The organism is Rhizobium oryzicola (assembly GCF_030504645.1).
Classification (GTDB): Bacteria; Pseudomonadota; Alphaproteobacteria; order Rhizobiales; family Rhizobiaceae; genus Neorhizobium; species Neorhizobium oryzicola.
Map to the genome: position 1 here is coordinate 469,323 of NZ_JAUKWQ010000002.1, position 16,830 is coordinate 486,152.

The window sequence follows — 16,830 nt, forward strand, 5'->3', positions numbered from 1 at the left end:
CTTACGCTGGCACCCGCACGATGGCACGCAAGCCTCCTTGCGGGCTTTCCGTCAGGGTGACGTTTCCGCCATGCGCGCGTGCGATGTCACGGGCAATCGCCAGACCGAGACCTGTGCCTGATTCATTCAGGTTTCGTGCTTCATCCAGCCGGAAGAAGGGCTTGAACACATCCTCGCGCGAAACTTCCGGAATGCCCGGACCATCATCGTCAAAGACCAGTGTCAGCCAACGGGCGCTATGGCGCGCCTCCACGTGCAGGCTATTGGCATAGCGCTGGCTGTTGGAAGCAAGGTTGGTGACGAGGCGGGTAAAGGCTCCGGGCCGCACGGCCAGAAGATCTTCCCCGTCGATCTCGTAGGTCATCGACTTGCCGTGCAGCGTAAAGTCGCTCTTCAGCTTTTCCAGGAGTTCGCTGAGGCGAAGCTCGCCGAAATCCTCTTCCGCCTCGCTGCGGGCAAAGGCGAGATACCCCTCCAGCATGCTCTGCATGTCGTCGACATCGCTGCTCATGCCGGCAAGGTCGGGATTGTTGCCGGCGAGCGCCAGTTGCAGCTTGAAGCGGGTGAGGATGGTGCGAAGGTCATGGCTGATGCCGGCCAGCATGGCGGTACGCTGTTCCATCTGCCGTTCGATGCGCTCGCGCATCTGGATGAAGGCGATGCCGGCACGGCGAATTTCATCGGCGCCGCGCGGCACGAAGGGCGACGTCATCTTCTGGCCCTTGCCGAAGCTTTCTGCTGCATCGGCGAGTGTCAGGATGGGGCGGATCTGACCGCGCAGGAAGAGCACGGAAATACCGATCAGCAGCAGCGATGTGCCGAACATCCAGACCATGAAGATATGCGTGTTGGAGGCATAGGTCTGGTTTCGAAGCGTGAAGACGCGCAGCACCTTGTCGCCCAGCTGGATGCGGATTTCCACCAGGCGGCTGTCGCCCACCGTATCGATCCAGTAGGGCAGGCGGATCTGGTCGTTGATCTGGTCGGCCAGAATGTCATCGAGCAGCGAGAAGAAGGGTTTGGGACGCGGCGGCGGCAGTTGCGCGTTGTTCTCGATCGAGATGTTCAGCGTCAGGCTATCCTGCGCGATGCGGATGATCTGGCTGTAATCGCTACCGGGCGGCGATATCTTGATGAGTTCGATGATCGCGGAAATATCGCGCGTTACGGCCTGCGACAGGCGCTCCGTCACCAGGCGCCAGTGTCGCTCCATGAAGACGGCCGCCACCACCGTCTGCAATAGCAGCATGGGAATGATGACGATCAGCACGGAGCGAAGATAGAGGCCCTTCGGCATGCGCCGCTTCAGCCACCGCCCGAAAGCCGGCCAGCCAGGCGGTGCGAAACGCCCCATGTCGCGTCTGATGGTGTCGATGATCGCCATGCTGCCTCTTGAAACGGCGCCCGGCCCGTACCGTTCAATCAATGCTCAAACGGTAGCCGATGCCGCGCACGGTTTGAAGATAGACCGGATTTGCCGGATCGTCTTCGATTTTGCGGCGCAGGCGGTTGATCTGAACGTCGATGGTGCGTTCGCCCACTTCCGCGTCGTCGCCAATCAGTTCATGGCGCGGAATTGTGTCGCCAGCACGAAGCGCAAACAGAAGCATGATTTCCTGTTCGCGATCGGTCAGACGAATGGTCTCGGCGGCACGGCGCAGCTCTTTTCGCGTGATGGAGAAGGTGAACGGGCCGAACATCACCTGATCGATCTTGGGCGTGTCAGCCGATGCGCTGCGGCGCAGGATGTTGTTGATGCGCAGCACCAGTTCGCGCGGGTCGAAAGGCTTTGGCAGATAATCGTCCGCGCCCGCTTCCAGGCCCTCGATGCGGGAAGCGGCTTCTGCGCGCGCCGTCAGAAGGATGATGGGGATAGGGCGCTTTTCGCGCATGGAGCGCGTCAGGGAGATGCCGGTTTCGCCCGGCATCATCACGTCCAGAATGATCAGATCGAAATCAAGCCCTTCCAGCTTGCGCCGGGCCTCGGCTGCTTCGCTTGCGACCGTGACCCGGAACCCTTGCTCCATCAGGTAGCGGTGCAAAAGATCGCGTATTCGCGTGTCGTCATCCACCACCAGCAGGTGGGCCGCATCGTCAGAAAGGGACACTAAACTATTACCCATCTCACTCGACCTCGTTATCGACGGCTTCCAAACCCTCTGCTCGTCCGCGCATGGCGCGCAGAAAGGCTAAAACGCCCTCGCGCTGTTCCGCACTCAGATCCTGCATTGCATGTCCGATACGACGCGACTGCGGCTCCGACAGCGCCAGTGCCAGCTCTCGTCCCGCCAGTGTGGGGTAGAGCCTGCGCTGGCGGCGATCCTTGGCGCCGGCCATCTGCCTGATATAGCCGCTGTCGATCAGCTGTTTCAGCACGCGCGCCAGCGATTGCTTGGTGATTTGCAACGTATCCAGAAGGTCCGTCACCATCATGCCCGGATGCCGGCATACGAAATATACCACACGATGATGGGCGCGGCCCATGCTGATCTTGGAAAGGATGGCGTCGGGGTCGGATACGAAATCGCGATAGGCAAAGAACAGCAGCTCGATCGTCTCGAAGTCGATCTTGCTTTCATCGACGGCAGGCATCGGCGGGTGAACCTTCTGTGCGGCTTTTCCTGTCGAACCCGGCGACACCTGTTGTCCTTTCCCATGCGCGATGCCCCTCGGCGGATGCCGGAATGGGAATCGAGATGCAAATCATTCGCATTTCGTGTTGCTGTTGATAAAGCGCGAAGCCATCCAACAATCAACCAATTAAAGGGATGGAGCTTGCGTCGTCCCCATCCAAGACTGTAAAGCCCAGGCGATACAGCATTGGGATGTCCAAATTCGGATCATGTGACAAGACTGGCACAATGCCCAGATGCTTTTGTCGACGCGCTTCGAATGCGGGAACCTTTTTGCGGAAGCGATCGTTGCGCGTTCAGAAATAGCCGGAGTGAATTCCATGTATGTTCCTGAGATCACCGCCGAAACCGGTGTGACCATCGCTTCCCCGTCCAAGCACGCCCTGCGTCCGGTTCTGGTTGCCGTATTTTCCGTCAAGCTTGCCGTCGCAGCATTTTTGCTTGCGTCCGTTTCGCTGACGCCGCCCGTCACCACAGAAATCGGCTATCTCGCCAGCGAGTGATTTTTTCGCTGCGCTGCCGGTCGTTCGGCGCTATAGGGCAGAGAGACATTCCACCTTAGCGAGACATCATGGGTAAGCTCCAGGCCGGCATTATTCCCGTTACGCCTTTCCAGCAGAACTGTACGCTGTTGTTCGATTCCGACACGAAGCAAGGTGTCGTGATTGATCCGGGCGGGGATGTCGACACGATCGTCGGCGTGCTCGAAGAGCAGGGTATCACGCTCAAGGAAATCTGGATTACGCATGGCCATATCGACCATGCGGGCGGTGCTGATGAGCTTCGCGAACGTCTGGGCATTCCGGTGATCGGCCCGCACGAAGCAGATCAGCCGCTTCTGTCCGTTCTGGAAAGCCGGGCAGCGAGCTTTGGCGTGGAGATGAAGGCCCGCAATCTGGTGCCGGACCGCTTCCTGAACGAGGGTGAGACCGTCTCTTTCGGGGAGCACGTGTTCGAAGTGTATCACTGCCCGGGTCATGCGCCGGGCCACGTCATCTTCTTCAATCGCGCGATGAACTTTGCCCATCTGGGCGATGTGTTGTTCAACGGCTCCATCGGTCGCACCGATTTGCCGGGCGGCAACCACGAACAGCTGCTGGCTTCGATCCGCGACAAGGTTCTGCCGCTGGGCGATGATGTCGGCTTTCTCTGCGGCCACGGTCCTGGCAGCCGGATCGGCGACGAGCGCCGCAGCAATCCCTTCCTGGTGGGCATCGGCGCGCCCAAGCCTGCCGAACAACCTTCACTGAACCAGTAAGTTACTGGAAGACGGCCAAGAAAAAACCCGGCATAACTGCCGGGCTTCAACTGGATTAAAGAATAGCCGTGTCGAAGGATCAGCCTGCGATCTGCAGATTGACGGCCTTCGGGCCCTTGCCACGACGATCCGGTTCCGTGTCGAAGCTTACTTTCTGATTTTCTGACAATCCGGACAGGCCGGAAGCCTGTACGGCAGAGATATGAACAAAGATATCGGCGCCGCCGTTGTCGGGCTTAATGAAGCCGAAGCCTTTGTCAGTGTTGAAGAATTTTACAGTGCCAGTCTCGGCCATGCATCAGGTCCTTTTTCCTCTGTCCGTGTTCAGCGGCGGACAGCATCACGATATAGCCCACAAGGGGCGAGCGGCAGGCATTTCGAAGATGGAGGAAAGGGGCCCGTATTGCCGCGTGGGATGAAGAAAAGTCCTGACCGGTGCTGTTCCACGTTCCCCCGCTCGGAAGTTTTGGCGCTCCCGAAACGCTTCATTATAGGTCTTCCCATGCTCGTAACTGCCCGAACATGCACAGAGTGCTGTGTTTATCGTAAATTGGCAAGAAAAAGTTTTTCGAGATGAAGGCCAAACACCGAATGATTGTACGGAATCTGGGGATTACAAGGGTTTTGGATTGGCTTGCCACTGTGGATTGATTTAGGGCGCCCTTGTAGGCTGCACAGCGCAGTCGTGTTGTTTGAAGTGGCAATGTCGCAAATTGGCTAATTTGCGTCGCATGAATTGGCTATGCCGTGCGTCGTCGTGCGAGCCATTCCGGCACAAGTTCAACCACGAGCATGGCCGCGAATATGAGGGCGCATCCGGCATATCCGGTAGGGGGCAGTTTTTCACCGAGCAGCAGGGCGCCCAGCAGGGCGCCGAACAAGGCTTCCGAGGATAGAAAGATGGCTGCTTGCGGTGCCGTGGTATAACGCTGGCCGATCACTTGCAGCACGAAGGCAAGCCCAGAGGAAATCAGGCCCACATAGAGCAGTTCCGCCGCCGCTGACCGGACGGCCTCGAAGCTGACAGGTTCGAGGAAAAGGCCGAAGGCCATGCTGAGAATGGCGCAGACGGCAAATTGCGTTGCCGAGAGTGCCAGAGGACGTCCGATGCGACCGACCCAGTAGCCAGCAAGTACAATCTGGATGCCCCAGAAGACGGCGCAGAGAATGCTCCAGAGATCTCCGGTGCTGAGGCGGGCAATATGGCCGCCGCTGAGCAGGAAAATGCCTCCGAGCGCCAGAGCACCACCGGGCCAGATGATCCAGTGCGGATATTTGCGCAGTGCCACGACCGTGATGATCGGCACGAAGACCACATAGAGACCGGTGAGGAAACTGGAATTCGTGACGGTTGTGGTGAGCAAGCCGATCTGCTGCGTGATGGCGCCGGCAAAGAGCGCCATGCCCACGGTGACAAGCCCGATGAATTGGCGGCCGGTCAACTGTGCCTTGCTTTTGCGCGCTTCGAACATTGCAAAGGGCAGGACCGCAAGCGCTGCAATGGCAAAGCGAATACCCACGAACCAGAAGGGACCTATGCGGTCCATGGCCGTTGCCTGTGCCACAAAGCCGCCGCCCCAGATTGCAGCGGCCAAAAGAAGCACGAGATTCGCCTGAGCGCGCGTCATGATCAATCCTGTTTCGGGAGGTGCTGGGCGTGCCGATGCGTCAGATACGACGAGGCTGACCTAACAGGAGTTTTTCAGCGCTTCAAGGGATAATGACCTCTTGTCAGTTCTGTTCGTGCAGTCGATCCTGCTGCGCTTTTGAAGAAGGGCGGAAACTGAGGCGCCATAGCCCGGCGGCGGCGATGGAGAAGACGATAATAATTGCGCTGAAGATGGCGCGGCTATCGGCCGTCGGCGCCTGCAGCAGCAATTGGGGGGTAACAACTTGGCTCAGTGTCGCTGTTTCGGCGGCGCTCGCGGTGTTCACCAGGACGAGCGTCGTGATCAGGCAAGCAGCCAATGTGGTGGCCGCAACCCAGAGGCTGGAGCGGGTTCTGTGCCTGCGAATTCTAGCCGATGCCTTCTCGTCGTCCACGAACATGAGCAGTGCCTCTCAAGGTCTTGCGATGACAGTGAGAAAAGCCTTTGAAAGCGACGCCTTCAGGACCGCATTGCGGCAGGCCGCGGCATTTATTGTGGCAAGATGAAGGCGCTGATCACGGGTTGTAAAATGCGCATATTTTCCGTGCGTGCAGAGCCTGTTTTAGCGAAGGTTAATCTGCTTTCGGACCGGCTTACTTTGCCGGTTTCTGCCGCTGTTTGGGCTTGAAAGCCGCGGCTTTCTTCGACATAGAACCTATGGCGATTTTTGACGTCGCCTATTCCAACTCACTCAGGATCAACTCATCATGGCCTTCCTTGCCGATGCACTTTCCCGCGTAAAGCCGTCCGCCACCATCGCCGTTTCGCAGAAAGCTCGTGAGCTGAAAGCAAAAGGTCGCGATGTGATTGGCCTCGGCGCCGGTGAGCCGGACTTCGATACGCCGGATAATGTGAAACAGGCAGCCATTGATGCGATCAATCGCGGCGAAACGAAGTACACTCCGGTTGCCGGCATTCCGCAGCTGCGCGAAGCAATCGCCAAGAAGTTCAAGCGCGAGAACGGTCTCGATTATACGCCGGCGCAGACGATTGTCGGTACGGGCGGAAAGCAGATTCTGTTCAATGCCTTCATGGCAACTTTGAACGCAGGCGATGAAGTCATCATCCCGGCACCGTACTGGGTGTCCTACCCGGAAATGGTGTCGCTCTGCGGCGGCACGCCTGTCATCGTTTCCACGACGCAGGAAAACAACTTCAAGCTCCAGGCCGCCGAACTGGAGAAGGCGATCACCCCGAAGACCAAGTGGTTCGTGTTCAACTCACCGTCCAACCCGTCGGGTGCCGCCTACAGCCACGACGAGCTGAAGGCGTTGACCGATGTTCTCGTGAAGTACCCGCATGTGTGGATCCTCACCGACGACATGTACGAGCACCTGACCTTTGGTGACTTCAAGTTCGTCACACCCGTCGAAGTGGAGCCGAAGCTTTATGATCGCACGTTGACCATGAACGGCGTGTCCAAGGCCTATGCCATGACCGGCTGGCGTATCGGCTATGCTGCCGGCCCGCTGGAACTGATCAAGGCCATGGACATGATCCAGGGTCAGCAGACCTCCGGTGCCTCGTCGATCGCGCAGTGGGCGGCTGTCGAAGCGCTGAACGGTCCGCAGGACTTCGTGGTCAAGAACAAGAAGATCTTCGAAGGTCGCCGCGACCTCGTCGTCTCCATGCTGAACCAGGCCAAGGGCATTTCCTGCCCGAACCCGGAAGGCGCCTTCTATGTCTATCCGTCCTGCAAGGGTCTGATCGGCAAGACGGCACCGTCCGGCAAGGTCATCGAGACGGACGAAGACTTCGTCACCGAGCTTCTGGAAACGGAAGGTGTGGCCGTGGTGCATGGTTCCGCCTTCGGCCTTGGCCCGAACTTCCGCATCTCCTACGCAACGTCGGAAGAACTGCTGGAAGAGGCATGCCGCCGCATCCAGCGCTTCTGCAATAACTGCAAGTAAGCAGATCGTTTTATTCGCATTGAAGGGCTCGCCGAAAGGCGGGCCCTTTTCTATTGAAGGCTCTAAAGCCCCAGCACGGTCAGCATCAGGAAGGTGGCAAACAGCACGAAATGCGTCATGCCTTCGATGGCATTCGTTTCGCCATCGTTGAGGTTTATCGCTGCGGCGATCAGTGTGATCGCCACCATCACTGTTTGCACCGGCGACATGGCCATGACGAAGGGCTGGCCGCTGTAGAGCGCAATCGCCTCCATGACCGGGACGGTCAGGATGACGGTCGAGAGCGAGGCGCCCATGGCGATGTTGACGACCGACTGCATGCGGTTGCGCAATGCGGCCCGCAGCGCCGTCAGAATTTCGGGTGCTGCGGAAATCGCGGCGACAATCACCGCCATCAGGGCGGGCGGCGAGCCGGTGCCTTCCAGGCCGGTATCTATGAAGGCGGACATGTATTCCGCGAGCACGCCGATGAGCACCACGCCGATCAGGATAATGACGATCGAGACGGTGGTATTGTCCTTTGCCGGCTCTTCATCCTGGGCGCCGTAAACGCTTGGCGCGGTGCTCTTGGGTTTTGGATAGCTGTAGCTGAAGAAGTAGCTGTGTGGGCCGACCTGCATGCGCAGGAAGAGGCCGTAGAGCGCCACCATGGCAAGAATCGTGAAGGCGGAATAATAATGCCACTTCGCCTCGGGGATGAATTCCGGAACGATCATGGAAATGCCCATGGCCGTCAGGATCATCACCCCATAGGTCTTTCCGGAATTGTCGTTGTAGGGCTGCTCGCCATGCCTCAAGCCGCCGAGCAGGGCAGCGAGACCCAGGATGCCGTTGATATCCAGCATGACGGCGGAATAGATCGTGTCGCGCACCAGCGTGGGCGAGTCCGCATGGCTCATCAGGATCGCCAGGATGATCACCTCGACGGCAACCGCCGAGAGGGTGAGGATCATGGTGCCATAGGGATCGCCGACCTTATGCGCCAGAACCTCCGCATGGTGGGCAACGCGCGTGGAGGCCAGCACGATCACGGCAATCAATAGGACGGCAGCCATGAGCGCAACTGTCTGGCCGGAAGCAATCAGACTGTGTTCCGCAAAATGGAAGCCAATGGCCGCCACAGCCGACAGCAGAAGGAACTTTTCCTGTTTGATGAGAGATGTCATGCTGTCCCGTGCGCCCTTGACCTATAGGCTGCAACTTAATGCGATGGTTTATCCTATCAAGTGCAGTGGATACGGCGCATGGAACCAGAGGCGGGTTTTCGACTTCCCCGATCTCCGGGCAACCCGCCCGTGTGATGAGCAGGAGGATGGCTGATGGCCAAGGTGGTTTACAAGATCGTGCAGCATGATGGCGGCTGGGCTTACAAGCTCGGCGATGTCTATTCCGAAACCTTCGCAACGCATGACACTGCGCTGGAGGCTGCCCGGATCGTGGCGGCGGAACAGCAGGTCGGCGGCGATTCCGAAGAAATCAGCTGGCAGGATGAAAAGGGCATCTGGCACATCGAATACAGCGATGGCGGTGATCGGCCGGAGGCGGATGTCGAGGACACGGCCGGGACGGCTGGGCGATAGTTGCCAAGCACAGGCTGGGGGCTAGCGGAGTTTCGAGACTTGAGTCCCCTCTCCCCGCCAGCGGGGAGAAGGGAAATGCACAACGTCTGCCCTCAATTTGTCTGTCGGGACATCTCTGCCTGCCGCTTGGCTTCGGCCTTGCGGGCTTCCGCCTCGATGACACTTTGCGGCTTCTTGCCGAGGATCTTGCGCGATCCCTTGTAGGAAAAGGGCTGGACCAACTGACCAATGAAGTTATCGGCCACGCGGCCGGTAATGCCGATCTTGGTGGTGGGTTCGCGTGGCGGGTTGAAATAGGTTCCGAGAAGCTGGTCCCAGACCACAAGGTTCTCGCCATAATTGGTATTGCCTTCCGCCAGATCCAGCGAATGGTGCCAGCGGTGCAGGCGCGGCGTGCTGAAGATATAATCCAGGAAGCCGGTGCGCACATCGATGTTGCAATGGGTGAGAAGCCCGATAAAGGCTGTCACCGCGCCGATCCAGAGAAACACCGGCAGCGGTGCCCCGAGAAGATAGAGCGGAATCTGGCTGAGCGCGATCTTGAAACCGGAATCGATGAAGTGGAAGCGCCCGGTATTGACGACCCACAGTCGTCCCACGCTGTGATGCAGCGCGTGGAAGCGCCACATGTAAAGGTTCTCATGGGCGAAGCGATGGGCGAGATAGAGGCCGAGTTCCGCAGTAACAAGACCGAGAACCACCTGAGCGAACATCGGTAGCTGATCCGGCCAGACATGAAATATGCCGCTGGTCAGCGGCTGCACCAGCGTAGCGACGCCCATGGGCAAGGATGCGCTGATGGCAGCCAGAATCTGCACCGCCCCCTTACTCAGCATCGTATGGGCCACGTCGTTGAAGGTTTCACCGTCACGGGCGAGCCATGTCTTTTCGAAAGGCATCAGCCGCTCGGCCAGCGCAATACCGGCGATCACTGTCAGATAGGTGACGTTGAACCAGAACAGCGGCGCGGACGACTGGAATGCGAAATGAGCGCCGATCAATCCACCGATGAAAAAAAGTGGCCAAAGGGTACGGGAAGCGAAAGCGTAGAGCACCTGAAGCCTCGGTTCAGAAGTTGGAAACACCTGCTGTATAGCTGGCCGATGAGAGTCGCGTCTATGCCCTTCCAGCTTCTGTGACATAGTCTCGCAAACCTGTGACAAGGGCATCGAACGTGGCCCGACAGCGCGGCGCTGTCTTCAGGTCTTCATGCATGGCGACCCAGGTGGGCAAAGGAAAGCGAAATTCCGGCAGCAGGCGCTGAAGGGTTGGCGCCCGCCGCGCAAGCTGTACCTGACAGATGCCGATGCCAAGGCCCGCGCGGATCGCCGTCAGCTGACCGAGGTTACTGTCTGTCCGGTAGCTCCACTCAATATCGTCCAGAGAAGGAAAGTCGGGCATGAGACTTTGCATGTCCTTGGCCGTGGACCGGATGAAGGCTGTCTTGCGGTCGAAACCGATCATGCTGTGCTGCGCCAGGTCTGCGAGATTTTGTGGCGTGCCGAACCGCTCCAGATAATCCGGATGGGCATGCAGGCCCAATTCTATCTCGCCCACATGCCGCGCCACCAAGGCGTCCTGGGCGGGGCGGGTCATGCGCACGGCAATATCTGCTTCCCGCCGCAGAAGATCTTCAACTGAATCGGAGAGGGAGAGCTCGATGGTGAGATCAGGATAGTCCCACTGCAGATGCCGAAGGATTTGCGGCAACACCTCGACGCCAATGATTTCGCTGGCGGTGATGCGGACCACGCCTTCTACCCGGTCTGCGCGTCCCGAGAGTTGACGCATGAGTGACGCCGAGGTGGCTGCCAGGGTTTCGGCGAAAGGCAAAAGGGCGCGGGCGGTATCGGTTGGCAGCAATCCCTGCTGGGAGCGGGTGAAAAGACTGCGGCCAAGCTGAACTTCCAGCTCGTCAATGTGCCGTCCTACGGTCGGCTGGGTCAGACCTACCTCCCGCGCGGCGGCTGAAAGGGAACCTTTCCGCATGACGGCCAGGAAGGTTCGATAAAGGTTCCAGTCCGGCTCATTCATTTTTGTATAGATGCTTCACGGTTTTCCGCAATTTTGTATAGTCTGAATTGGGCGGATACTCCAGCCATCGAAGCCAAGGAGATCAGGCCATGAAAAACAGAAACATTACACAGGTCCGCCCGCTTGCATTGGTGCTGGGCGCAACGGGCGGTATTGGCGGCGCTGTTGCCCGCCGCCTTTCCGATCGCGGCTGGAATGTGCGGGCGATGAACCGCAATCCGGTCGGCGCACAGGCGAAGCATCCGCAGTTCGAGTGGGTGCACGGAGACGCGATGAATGCGGCGGATGTGCTGTCTGCGGCGGAAGGCGCCAGCCTGATCGTTCATGCGGTCAATCCTCCGGGATACAAGGACTGGGACAAACTGGTTCTGCCCATGCTGGACAACACGATCGCGGCGGCACGCATCGTTGGCGCACGGGTTCTGCTGCCCGGCACGGTCTACAATTATGGGCCTGACGCCTTCCTCGATATCACCGAGGAGAGCCCGCAGAACCCGGTGACGCGCAAGGGCGCCATCCGGGTGGAGATGGAGCGGCGGCTGCGGCGCGCTGCGGATGATGGAGTGCCTGCATTGATCGTGCGCGCCGGAGACTTCTTTGGGCCGGGTGCTGCCAACAGCTGGTTCTCGCAGGGGCTGATCAAAATGGGCAAGCCGGTGCGCAGCGTCACCCAGCCGGGCAAGACCGGCATCGGACACCAATGGGCCTATCTGCCTGACGTTGCCGAGACGATGGTGCGGCTCATCGAACAGGCAGACCGCCTGCCGTCCTTCGCTCAGTTCAACATGGAAGGCGTTTGGGACCCGGATGGGCGAAGGATGATCCGGGCGATCGAGCGGGTGGTGCAGCAGCCGCTGAAAGTCGGGGCGTTCCCCTGGTGGAGCTTGTTGCCTGCAAGCCCTTTCGTGCCCTTCATGAGGGAGCTGCGGGAAATGCGGTATCTGTGGCAGCAGCCCGTGCGCATGCGAAACGAAAGGCTGCGGGCGTTCCTGGGGTCAGAACCCTCGACGCCACTGGATCTGGCGGTCGAAGCGACATTGCGCTCGCTCGGCTGCCTGGATGAGCGTTCCGCGCGCGCGACGGTAAATCTTCCCGTCCTGTAGGCGGCGCATATCCATCACCGGGCGGTGCGCCCGGTGATGGCGTTGTGACGTTACTCGGCGGCTTCTGCCTGCTGCAGCGTCGGGTAATCGGTATAGCCCTTTGCGCCGCCGCCATAGAGCGTCGCCTGATCGATCTGGTTCCAGGCGGCGCCGGTGCGGATACGCTCGACCAGATCCGGGTTGGCGATGAAGGGCTTGCCGAACGATACGAGGTCGGCCTTGCCGGTTTCAATCGCTTCCTTCGCCGTTTCCGCCGTGTAGCCGTTGTTGAGCAGCCATGCGCCCTTGCCGCCGGCATTCACGTAAGCCGCCTTGAAGGCGTCATAGTCGAAGCTGGTGCCAGCATACTGATGGGCGCGATCGCCGCCGGTGGCCCCTTCGATGACGTGGATGAAAGCAAGGTTACGCTTGGCAAGCTCGGCCACCAGATGGTTGAAGACGGCCTGCGGATTGCTGTCCGTCACATCGTTTGCCGGCGTGGTGGGCGACAGGCGAATGCCGACGCGTCCTGCGCCGATGGCGCCTGCGACGGCATCGACCACTTCCAGCGTGAGCCGCACGCGGTTCTCGATGGAGCCGCCATAGGCGTCGGTGCGCTTGTTGGCGCCGTCCTTCAGGAATTGATCGAGCAGGTAGCCGTTCGCGCCATGGATCTCGACGCCGTCAAAGCCGGCTTCCGCCGCGGCACGTGCCGCCTTGGCGAAATCCTCGACGATGCCCGGGATCTCTGAAAGCTCCAGCGCACGCGGCTCAGACGTTGCGGCAAAACCACCACTGCCGTCCTCGTTCAGGATATAGGTCTTGGACTTTGCCACGATCGCGGAGGGGGCGACGGGCGCGCCACCGTTCGGCTGCAGCGAGACATGCGAGATGCGCCCGACATGCCAGAGCTGGGTGACGATCTTGCCGCCCTTCTTGTGCACGGCGTCGGTTACCTTCTTCCAGCCTTCCACGGCACCCGGAGCGTAGAGGCCGGGAACATCGGCATAGCCCTGACCCTGCTGCGTAATGGCCGTGCCTTCCGACACGATCAGACCGGCGGTCGCGCGTTGATCGTAATACGTCACGTTCAGGTCATTCGGAACCGCCTTGGGCGAGCGGTTGCGCGTCAGGGGTGCCATGACGATGCGGTTCTTCAGTTCAAGGTCACCAAATGTGACGGCGTCGAACAGTGTTGGCATGAAGTATCATCCTTTTCGGTGTGGATGGTGGTAAGGCCTCAAAGAGAGGTCTTGAGCGTTTCAATGAAGTCACGGATCGCGTCTTCGTTGCGGTGGTAGAAGGTCCATTGACCAACCTTGGTGGTGCTGACCAACCCCGCTTTCTCAAGTGTGGCCAGGTGGCCGGACACGGTGGACTGGGAAAGCCCGCAGCGGCGCTCGAACTGCTGGGCGCAGATGCCCATCTCCAACGGATGGGCCTGGGAAGAGAAGTTCTCCTCCGGCTGGCGCATCCACTCCAGGAATTCCACCCGCAACGGGTTCGAGAGTGCTTTGAGAATTTCGGTCTTATCCATCATGGTCACCATATCGGCTACATCCGATATGTAGATCGGGTTTTTCCGATTTAAAGGGGAAGGGCAAAAAAAAGGGCCACCGGTTTCGGGGCCCTTGAGATGTGAAGGTTTGAAAACCTCCAGAGGGGAACAGCCAGCGCGAGCAACGAGGGGATGTCACCATAAGCGCCAGCTTGTTCCAATATGGGAGTGCTTCGCGCCTGCGGCAAGAGCAGCGCAGAAGTTGTCTCAGGTATTTTGTGCAACAAAGAGAATTTTGGGTAAAAAAAGAGGGCCACTGGAAAACCAGGGCCCTATAAGTGTGAAGGTAATTAAACCTCCAGAGGGGAACAGCTGCTGCGGTGGAACTGGGAGGAAAAGCCACCATGTGCATCAGCTGTGTGCGATATGGTTCTTTATTGTGCAGCGAACAATCCTTTTTTGTGCACAGCAGCTATGTCATGAACGCAGGTCAGCAAATCCTTGCCGTTCCCCGCCGCATATCTCCGTCGCCAAGTTGTTGAACAATCAACGCTTTTGAGTTCATGTGTTTAACGATGTTCTGTTTTAGAAATTCCAGTTGCGCGCCTTGGCGACGATAAAATCCCGGAAAACTTTCAGCTTTGCCGCATTCTTCATCTCGTCCGGATAGCAAAAATAGGTATCGAAGGACGGGATGTCCGCATTGATCGCCAGCTGAATCAGTCCTGGGTCGCGGCCCACGATGTAATCGGGCAGCACGGCGATACCGATTCCCAACAGGCAGGCGCGTTTGATGGACGTCTGGCTGTTGATCTGCAGATGCGGCAGGCGAGGGTTGTCGGACGAGCGCCCGGCCAGTTCGAGCCAGTTCACGTCCAGCAGGTAATTTGGGGCCGGTTCGCCGAAGGTGATGATCCGGTGATTGTCCAGATCCTCCACCGTCTGAGGCTCGCCGAAGCGGTTGATGTAGGACGGTGCCGCATAGACGTGCATGTGCACGGTAAACAGCTTGCGCTGGATCAGATCCGATTGCTGGGGCTGGCGCAGGCGGATCGCGCAATCCGCATGGCGCATGTTCACATCCAGCTCCTCGTTGTCGAGGATGAGTTGGATCGACATTTCCGGATAGAGCTGGAGGAACTCCTGCACCTTGTCCGTCAGCCAGCCCTGGCCGAGACCGACGGTCGTGGTGACGCGCAGCTTGCCGCTCGGCTTGTCCGTCGTCTCGGTCAGCTGCACCTTGACGGTTTCCAGCTTTAGGAGAACGTCATGCGCCGTGCGATACAGAAGTTCGCCCTGTTCGGTGAGGATCAGGCCGCGCGCATGGCGGTGAAACAGCTTCACGCCGACATCCTGCTCCAGCGCGCTGACCTGACGGCTGATGGCGGACTGGGAAAGGTGCAGCTTGTCTGCCGCGTGGGTGAATGAACCGGCTTCGGCTGCCGCGTGAAAGATGCGCAGTTTGTCCCAGTCGAGAGGTACGCCCATTTTTACTCCGCAGCTTCGGCAATCGGCTGGATGCCGGCCAGATAGCGTTCCGCCTCAAGTGCCGCCATGCAGCCCATGCCGGCGGCGGTGATGGCCTGCCGGAAGGTATCGTCCGTCACGTCGCCAGCGGCGAACACGCCGGGCACATCCGTCGCGGTCGAATCCGGTGCCGTCCAGAGATAGCCGTTCGGCTTCAGCTTCAGCTTGCCCTTGAAGAGTTCGACGGCCGGCGCATGCCCAATTGCGACGAACACGCCGTCAATGGCACGCTCTGTAATCTCGCCGGAACGGGTATCACGCAGCTTCACACCCGTCACCGATGGCGGCATAGGCGGCTTGGCGGGCGTGCCGGTGATCTCGGCGACTTCCGAATTCCAGAGAACCTCGACATTCGGCCGCTGGAACAGGCGTTCCTGCAGGATCTTTTCCGAACGGAAGCTGTCGCGACGATGCACGACGGTCACGCTCCTCGCGATGTTCGACAGATAGAGCGCCTCTTCCACGGCTGAATTGCCGCCGCCGACCACGATCACATCCTTGTTGCGGTAGAAGAAGCCATCACAGGTGGCGCAGGCGGAAACGCCGAAGCCCTGGAAGTGCTGCTCGCTTTCGATGCCGAGCCACTTGGCCTTGGCGCCGGTGGCGATAACAAGCGTATCGGCGGTCCAGACCTGGCCGGAATCGGTCTTCACGGTGAAGGGGCGGCGCGTCAGTTCCACTTCGGTCACGAGGTCGTTGACGATCTCGGCGCCCACATGGCTTGCCTGCTTCAGCATCTGTTCCATCAGCCAGGGGCCCTGGATCGGATCGGCGAAGCCCGGATAGTTTTCCACATCCGTGGTGATCATCAACTGGCCGCCCTGTTCCATGCCGGCGATGAGAACCGGCTTCAGCATGGCGCGTGCGGCATAGATGGCGGCGGTATAACCGGCAGGTCCGGAGCCAATGATGAGAACCTGCGTGTGACGGGCAGACATTTCGGATTTCCTTAAGACTATCGGCCCAAGCCTCGATGTTCGGGCGGACCAGCGCGGGGCGGACATTTGTCCACCGTTCTCGTCACATTTATGATCGATCCCCGCGTTGATTCAAGGTCAGCCTTGCAATTGCGCCGGGTCTGCCATGCTTACGCACAAGAATGATGCGCAAGAGAGACATAATCTTGCGCCAATTCTTGCGTTCGCCGACTAACCCGTTAAAAGGCGAGCGAAAATCAGAAGGGAAAGCCCCGTGCTTCGTGCCGAACTCGACGCCATCGACATCAAGATCCTCCGCGAACTCCAGCACGACGGTCGCATGACCAATGTCGAGCTGGCCGAACGTGTGGGGATTTCCGCGCCGCCATGCCTGCGCCGCGTGCGCAAGCTCGAGGAGGCGGGTGTGATCGAGGGCTATTCGGCGATCCTCAATGGCCCGAAGCTCGGTTACGATCTGGTGGCCTTCTGCCTGGTGGGTCTCAAGCGCCAATCGGAAGCGGATCTGAAATCATTCGCCTCTCTGGCGCAGGGCTGGCCGATCGTGCGCGAGGCCTGGATGGTGTCGGGCGACAGCGATTTCCTGCTGCGCTGCACGGCCGAGAACCTCGCCACCTTCCAGGATTTCGTCATCGAAGTGCTGACCGCCAACGAGCATGTCGACACGGTGCGCACCATGCTGACCATTCGTCAGGTAAAAAAGCTCGGTCTGGTCGAAGTGTAA

19 protein-coding genes are annotated in these 16,830 nt (G+C 59.3%); 6 read left to right on the forward strand and 13 right to left on the reverse strand.

Annotated features, from left to right (window positions below):
* Position 1 precedes the first annotated feature (1 nt).
* Genes Q2T52_RS09560 through Q2T52_RS09570 form a run of 3 tightly spaced genes read right to left on the reverse strand, consistent with a single transcriptional unit; the run spans position 2 to position 2,640 of the window.
* On the reverse strand, positions 2-1,384 hold the full coding sequence (locus tag Q2T52_RS09560; RefSeq protein WP_302076486.1) for an ATP-binding protein: 1,383 nt from the start codon (positions 1,382-1,384) through the stop codon (positions 2-4).
* Positions 1,385-1,418: 34 nt separating this feature from the next.
* Positions 1,419-2,108, reverse strand: coding sequence for a response regulator (locus Q2T52_RS09565; RefSeq protein ID WP_436799517.1), 690 nt, complete (start codon positions 2,106-2,108; stop codon positions 1,419-1,421).
* 16 nt (positions 2,109-2,124) lie between these two features.
* Entirely contained in the window at positions 2,125-2,640 is a 516-nt protein-coding gene (locus Q2T52_RS09570; RefSeq protein WP_436799518.1) for a MarR family winged helix-turn-helix transcriptional regulator, read from the reverse strand.
* Between the two features lie 313 nt (positions 2,641-2,953).
* Between Q2T52_RS09570 and Q2T52_RS09575 the strand changes: the two genes are divergently transcribed.
* On the forward strand, positions 2,954-3,136 hold the full coding sequence (locus Q2T52_RS09575) for a hypothetical protein (protein ID WP_302076488.1): 183 nt from the start codon (positions 2,954-2,956) through the stop codon (positions 3,134-3,136).
* 68 nt (positions 3,137-3,204) lie between these two features.
* A complete protein-coding gene (locus Q2T52_RS09580) occupies positions 3,205-3,891 on the forward strand; it encodes an MBL fold metallo-hydrolase (protein WP_302076489.1) in 687 nt (228 codons plus the stop codon).
* Positions 3,892-3,970: 79 nt separating this feature from the next.
* On the opposite strand, the gene Q2T52_RS09585 is transcribed toward Q2T52_RS09580, so the two are convergent.
* The 3 genes from Q2T52_RS09585 to Q2T52_RS09595 form a co-directional block, all read right to left on the reverse strand.
* Positions 3,971-4,186, reverse strand: a complete 216-nt coding sequence (locus Q2T52_RS09585) for a cold-shock protein (RefSeq protein WP_003494703.1) — start codon at positions 4,184-4,186, stop codon at positions 3,971-3,973.
* A 445-nt stretch (positions 4,187-4,631) separates the two neighbouring features.
* Positions 4,632-5,519 (reverse strand): DMT family transporter, encoded by an 888-nt coding sequence (locus tag Q2T52_RS09590; protein ID WP_302076490.1) that lies wholly within the window; start codon positions 5,517-5,519, stop codon positions 4,632-4,634.
* A gap of 103 nt (positions 5,520-5,622) precedes the next feature.
* Entirely contained in the window at positions 5,623-5,940 is a 318-nt protein-coding gene (locus tag Q2T52_RS09595) for a hypothetical protein (protein ID WP_302076491.1), read from the reverse strand.
* Between the two features lie 307 nt (positions 5,941-6,247).
* On the opposite strand from Q2T52_RS09595, the gene Q2T52_RS09600 reads away from it, so the two are divergent.
* Positions 6,248-7,450 carry a pyridoxal phosphate-dependent aminotransferase gene (locus tag Q2T52_RS09600; protein ID WP_302076492.1) on the forward strand — a complete coding sequence of 401 codons (1,203 nt, stop codon included), beginning with the start codon at positions 6,248-6,250 and terminating at the stop codon, positions 7,448-7,450.
* Positions 7,451-7,512: 62 nt separating this feature from the next.
* Here Q2T52_RS09600 and Q2T52_RS09605 read toward each other — a convergent pair whose 3' ends face one another.
* The gene (locus Q2T52_RS09605; RefSeq protein WP_302076493.1) at positions 7,513-8,616 is read right to left on the reverse strand and encodes a calcium:cation antiporter; all 1,104 of its coding nucleotides are present in this window, start codon (positions 8,614-8,616) and stop codon (positions 7,513-7,515) included.
* A gap of 153 nt (positions 8,617-8,769) precedes the next feature.
* Here Q2T52_RS09605 and Q2T52_RS09610 point away from each other — a divergent pair, with 153 nt between their 5' ends.
* A complete protein-coding gene (locus tag Q2T52_RS09610) occupies positions 8,770-9,030 on the forward strand; it encodes a DUF2188 domain-containing protein (RefSeq protein WP_302076494.1) in 261 nt (86 codons plus the stop codon).
* 92 nt (positions 9,031-9,122) lie between these two features.
* On the opposite strand, the gene olsE is transcribed toward Q2T52_RS09610, so the two are convergent.
* The gene (gene olsE / locus Q2T52_RS09615; RefSeq protein WP_302076495.1) at positions 9,123-10,085 is read right to left on the reverse strand and encodes an ornithine lipid hydroxylase OlsE; all 963 of its coding nucleotides are present in this window, start codon (positions 10,083-10,085) and stop codon (positions 9,123-9,125) included.
* Positions 10,086-10,146: 61 nt separating this feature from the next.
* Positions 10,147-11,064, reverse strand: a complete 918-nt coding sequence (locus Q2T52_RS09620) for a LysR family transcriptional regulator (protein ID WP_302076496.1) — start codon at positions 11,062-11,064, stop codon at positions 10,147-10,149.
* A gap of 89 nt (positions 11,065-11,153) precedes the next feature.
* On the opposite strand from Q2T52_RS09620, the gene Q2T52_RS09625 reads away from it, so the two are divergent.
* Complete coding sequence (locus tag Q2T52_RS09625) at positions 11,154-12,167, forward strand: SDR family oxidoreductase (RefSeq protein WP_302076497.1); 1,014 nt, start codon at positions 11,154-11,156, stop codon at positions 12,165-12,167.
* Positions 12,168-12,217: 50 nt separating this feature from the next.
* Here the strand turns inward: Q2T52_RS09625 and Q2T52_RS09630 are convergent, their stop codons facing one another.
* From Q2T52_RS09630 to trxB, 4 genes are all read right to left on the reverse strand, one after another.
* Positions 12,218-13,348: an alkene reductase gene (locus Q2T52_RS09630; protein ID WP_302076498.1), complete on the reverse strand. Its 1,131-nt coding sequence runs from the start codon at positions 13,346-13,348 to the stop codon at positions 12,218-12,220.
* 38 nt (positions 13,349-13,386) lie between these two features.
* Positions 13,387-13,683: an ArsR/SmtB family transcription factor gene (locus Q2T52_RS09635; protein WP_302076723.1), complete on the reverse strand. Its 297-nt coding sequence runs from the start codon at positions 13,681-13,683 to the stop codon at positions 13,387-13,389.
* A gap of 546 nt (positions 13,684-14,229) precedes the next feature.
* Positions 14,230-15,132 carry a LysR family transcriptional regulator VtlR gene (locus Q2T52_RS09640; protein ID WP_302076499.1) on the reverse strand — a complete coding sequence of 301 codons (903 nt, stop codon included), beginning with the start codon at positions 15,130-15,132 and terminating at the stop codon, positions 14,230-14,232.
* Between the two features lie 2 nt (positions 15,133-15,134).
* Positions 15,135-16,109 carry a thioredoxin-disulfide reductase gene (gene trxB / locus Q2T52_RS09645; protein ID WP_302076500.1) on the reverse strand — a complete coding sequence of 325 codons (975 nt, stop codon included), beginning with the start codon at positions 16,107-16,109 and terminating at the stop codon, positions 15,135-15,137.
* Between the two features lie 253 nt (positions 16,110-16,362).
* Here trxB and Q2T52_RS09650 point away from each other — a divergent pair, with 253 nt between their 5' ends.
* Positions 16,363-16,830: an Lrp/AsnC family transcriptional regulator gene (locus Q2T52_RS09650; RefSeq protein ID WP_302076501.1), complete on the forward strand. Its 468-nt coding sequence runs from the start codon at positions 16,363-16,365 to the stop codon at positions 16,828-16,830.

What these genes read in the sequence shown, in the direction of transcription:
- Q2T52_RS09560 (WP_302076486.1), bottom strand. Translation starts at nt 1,384, where the DNA reads ATGGCGATCATCGACACCATCAGACGCGACATGGGGCGTTTCGCACCG.
- Q2T52_RS09575 (WP_302076488.1), top strand. Translation starts at nt 2,954, where the DNA reads ATGTATGTTCCTGAGATCACCGCCGAAACCGGTGTGACCATCGCTTCC.
- Q2T52_RS09580 (WP_302076489.1), top strand. Translation starts at nt 3,205, where the DNA reads ATGGGTAAGCTCCAGGCCGGCATTATTCCCGTTACGCCTTTCCAGCAG.
- Q2T52_RS09585 (WP_003494703.1), bottom strand. Translation starts at nt 4,186, where the DNA reads ATGGCCGAGACTGGCACTGTAAAATTCTTCAACACTGACAAAGGCTTC.
- Q2T52_RS09590 (WP_302076490.1), bottom strand. Translation starts at nt 5,519, where the DNA reads ATGACGCGCGCTCAGGCGAATCTCGTGCTTCTTTTGGCCGCTGCAATC.
- Q2T52_RS09595 (WP_302076491.1), bottom strand. Translation starts at nt 5,940, where the DNA reads ATGTTCGTGGACGACGAGAAGGCATCGGCTAGAATTCGCAGGCACAGA.
- Q2T52_RS09600 (WP_302076492.1), top strand. Translation starts at nt 6,248, where the DNA reads ATGGCCTTCCTTGCCGATGCACTTTCCCGCGTAAAGCCGTCCGCCACC.
- Q2T52_RS09605 (WP_302076493.1), bottom strand. Translation starts at nt 8,616, where the DNA reads ATGACATCTCTCATCAAACAGGAAAAGTTCCTTCTGCTGTCGGCTGTG.
- Q2T52_RS09610 (WP_302076494.1), top strand. Translation starts at nt 8,770, where the DNA reads ATGGCCAAGGTGGTTTACAAGATCGTGCAGCATGATGGCGGCTGGGCT.
- Q2T52_RS09620 (WP_302076496.1), bottom strand. Translation starts at nt 11,064, where the DNA reads ATGAATGAGCCGGACTGGAACCTTTATCGAACCTTCCTGGCCGTCATG.
- Q2T52_RS09625 (WP_302076497.1), top strand. Translation starts at nt 11,154, where the DNA reads ATGAAAAACAGAAACATTACACAGGTCCGCCCGCTTGCATTGGTGCTG.
- Q2T52_RS09630 (WP_302076498.1), bottom strand. Translation starts at nt 13,348, where the DNA reads ATGCCAACACTGTTCGACGCCGTCACATTTGGTGACCTTGAACTGAAG.
- Q2T52_RS09635 (WP_302076723.1), bottom strand. Translation starts at nt 13,683, where the DNA reads ATGGATAAGACCGAAATTCTCAAAGCACTCTCGAACCCGTTGCGGGTG.
- Q2T52_RS09640 (WP_302076499.1), bottom strand. Translation starts at nt 15,132, where the DNA reads ATGGGCGTACCTCTCGACTGGGACAAACTGCGCATCTTTCACGCGGCA.
- trxB (WP_302076500.1), bottom strand. Translation starts at nt 16,109, where the DNA reads ATGTCTGCCCGTCACACGCAGGTTCTCATCATTGGCTCCGGACCTGCC.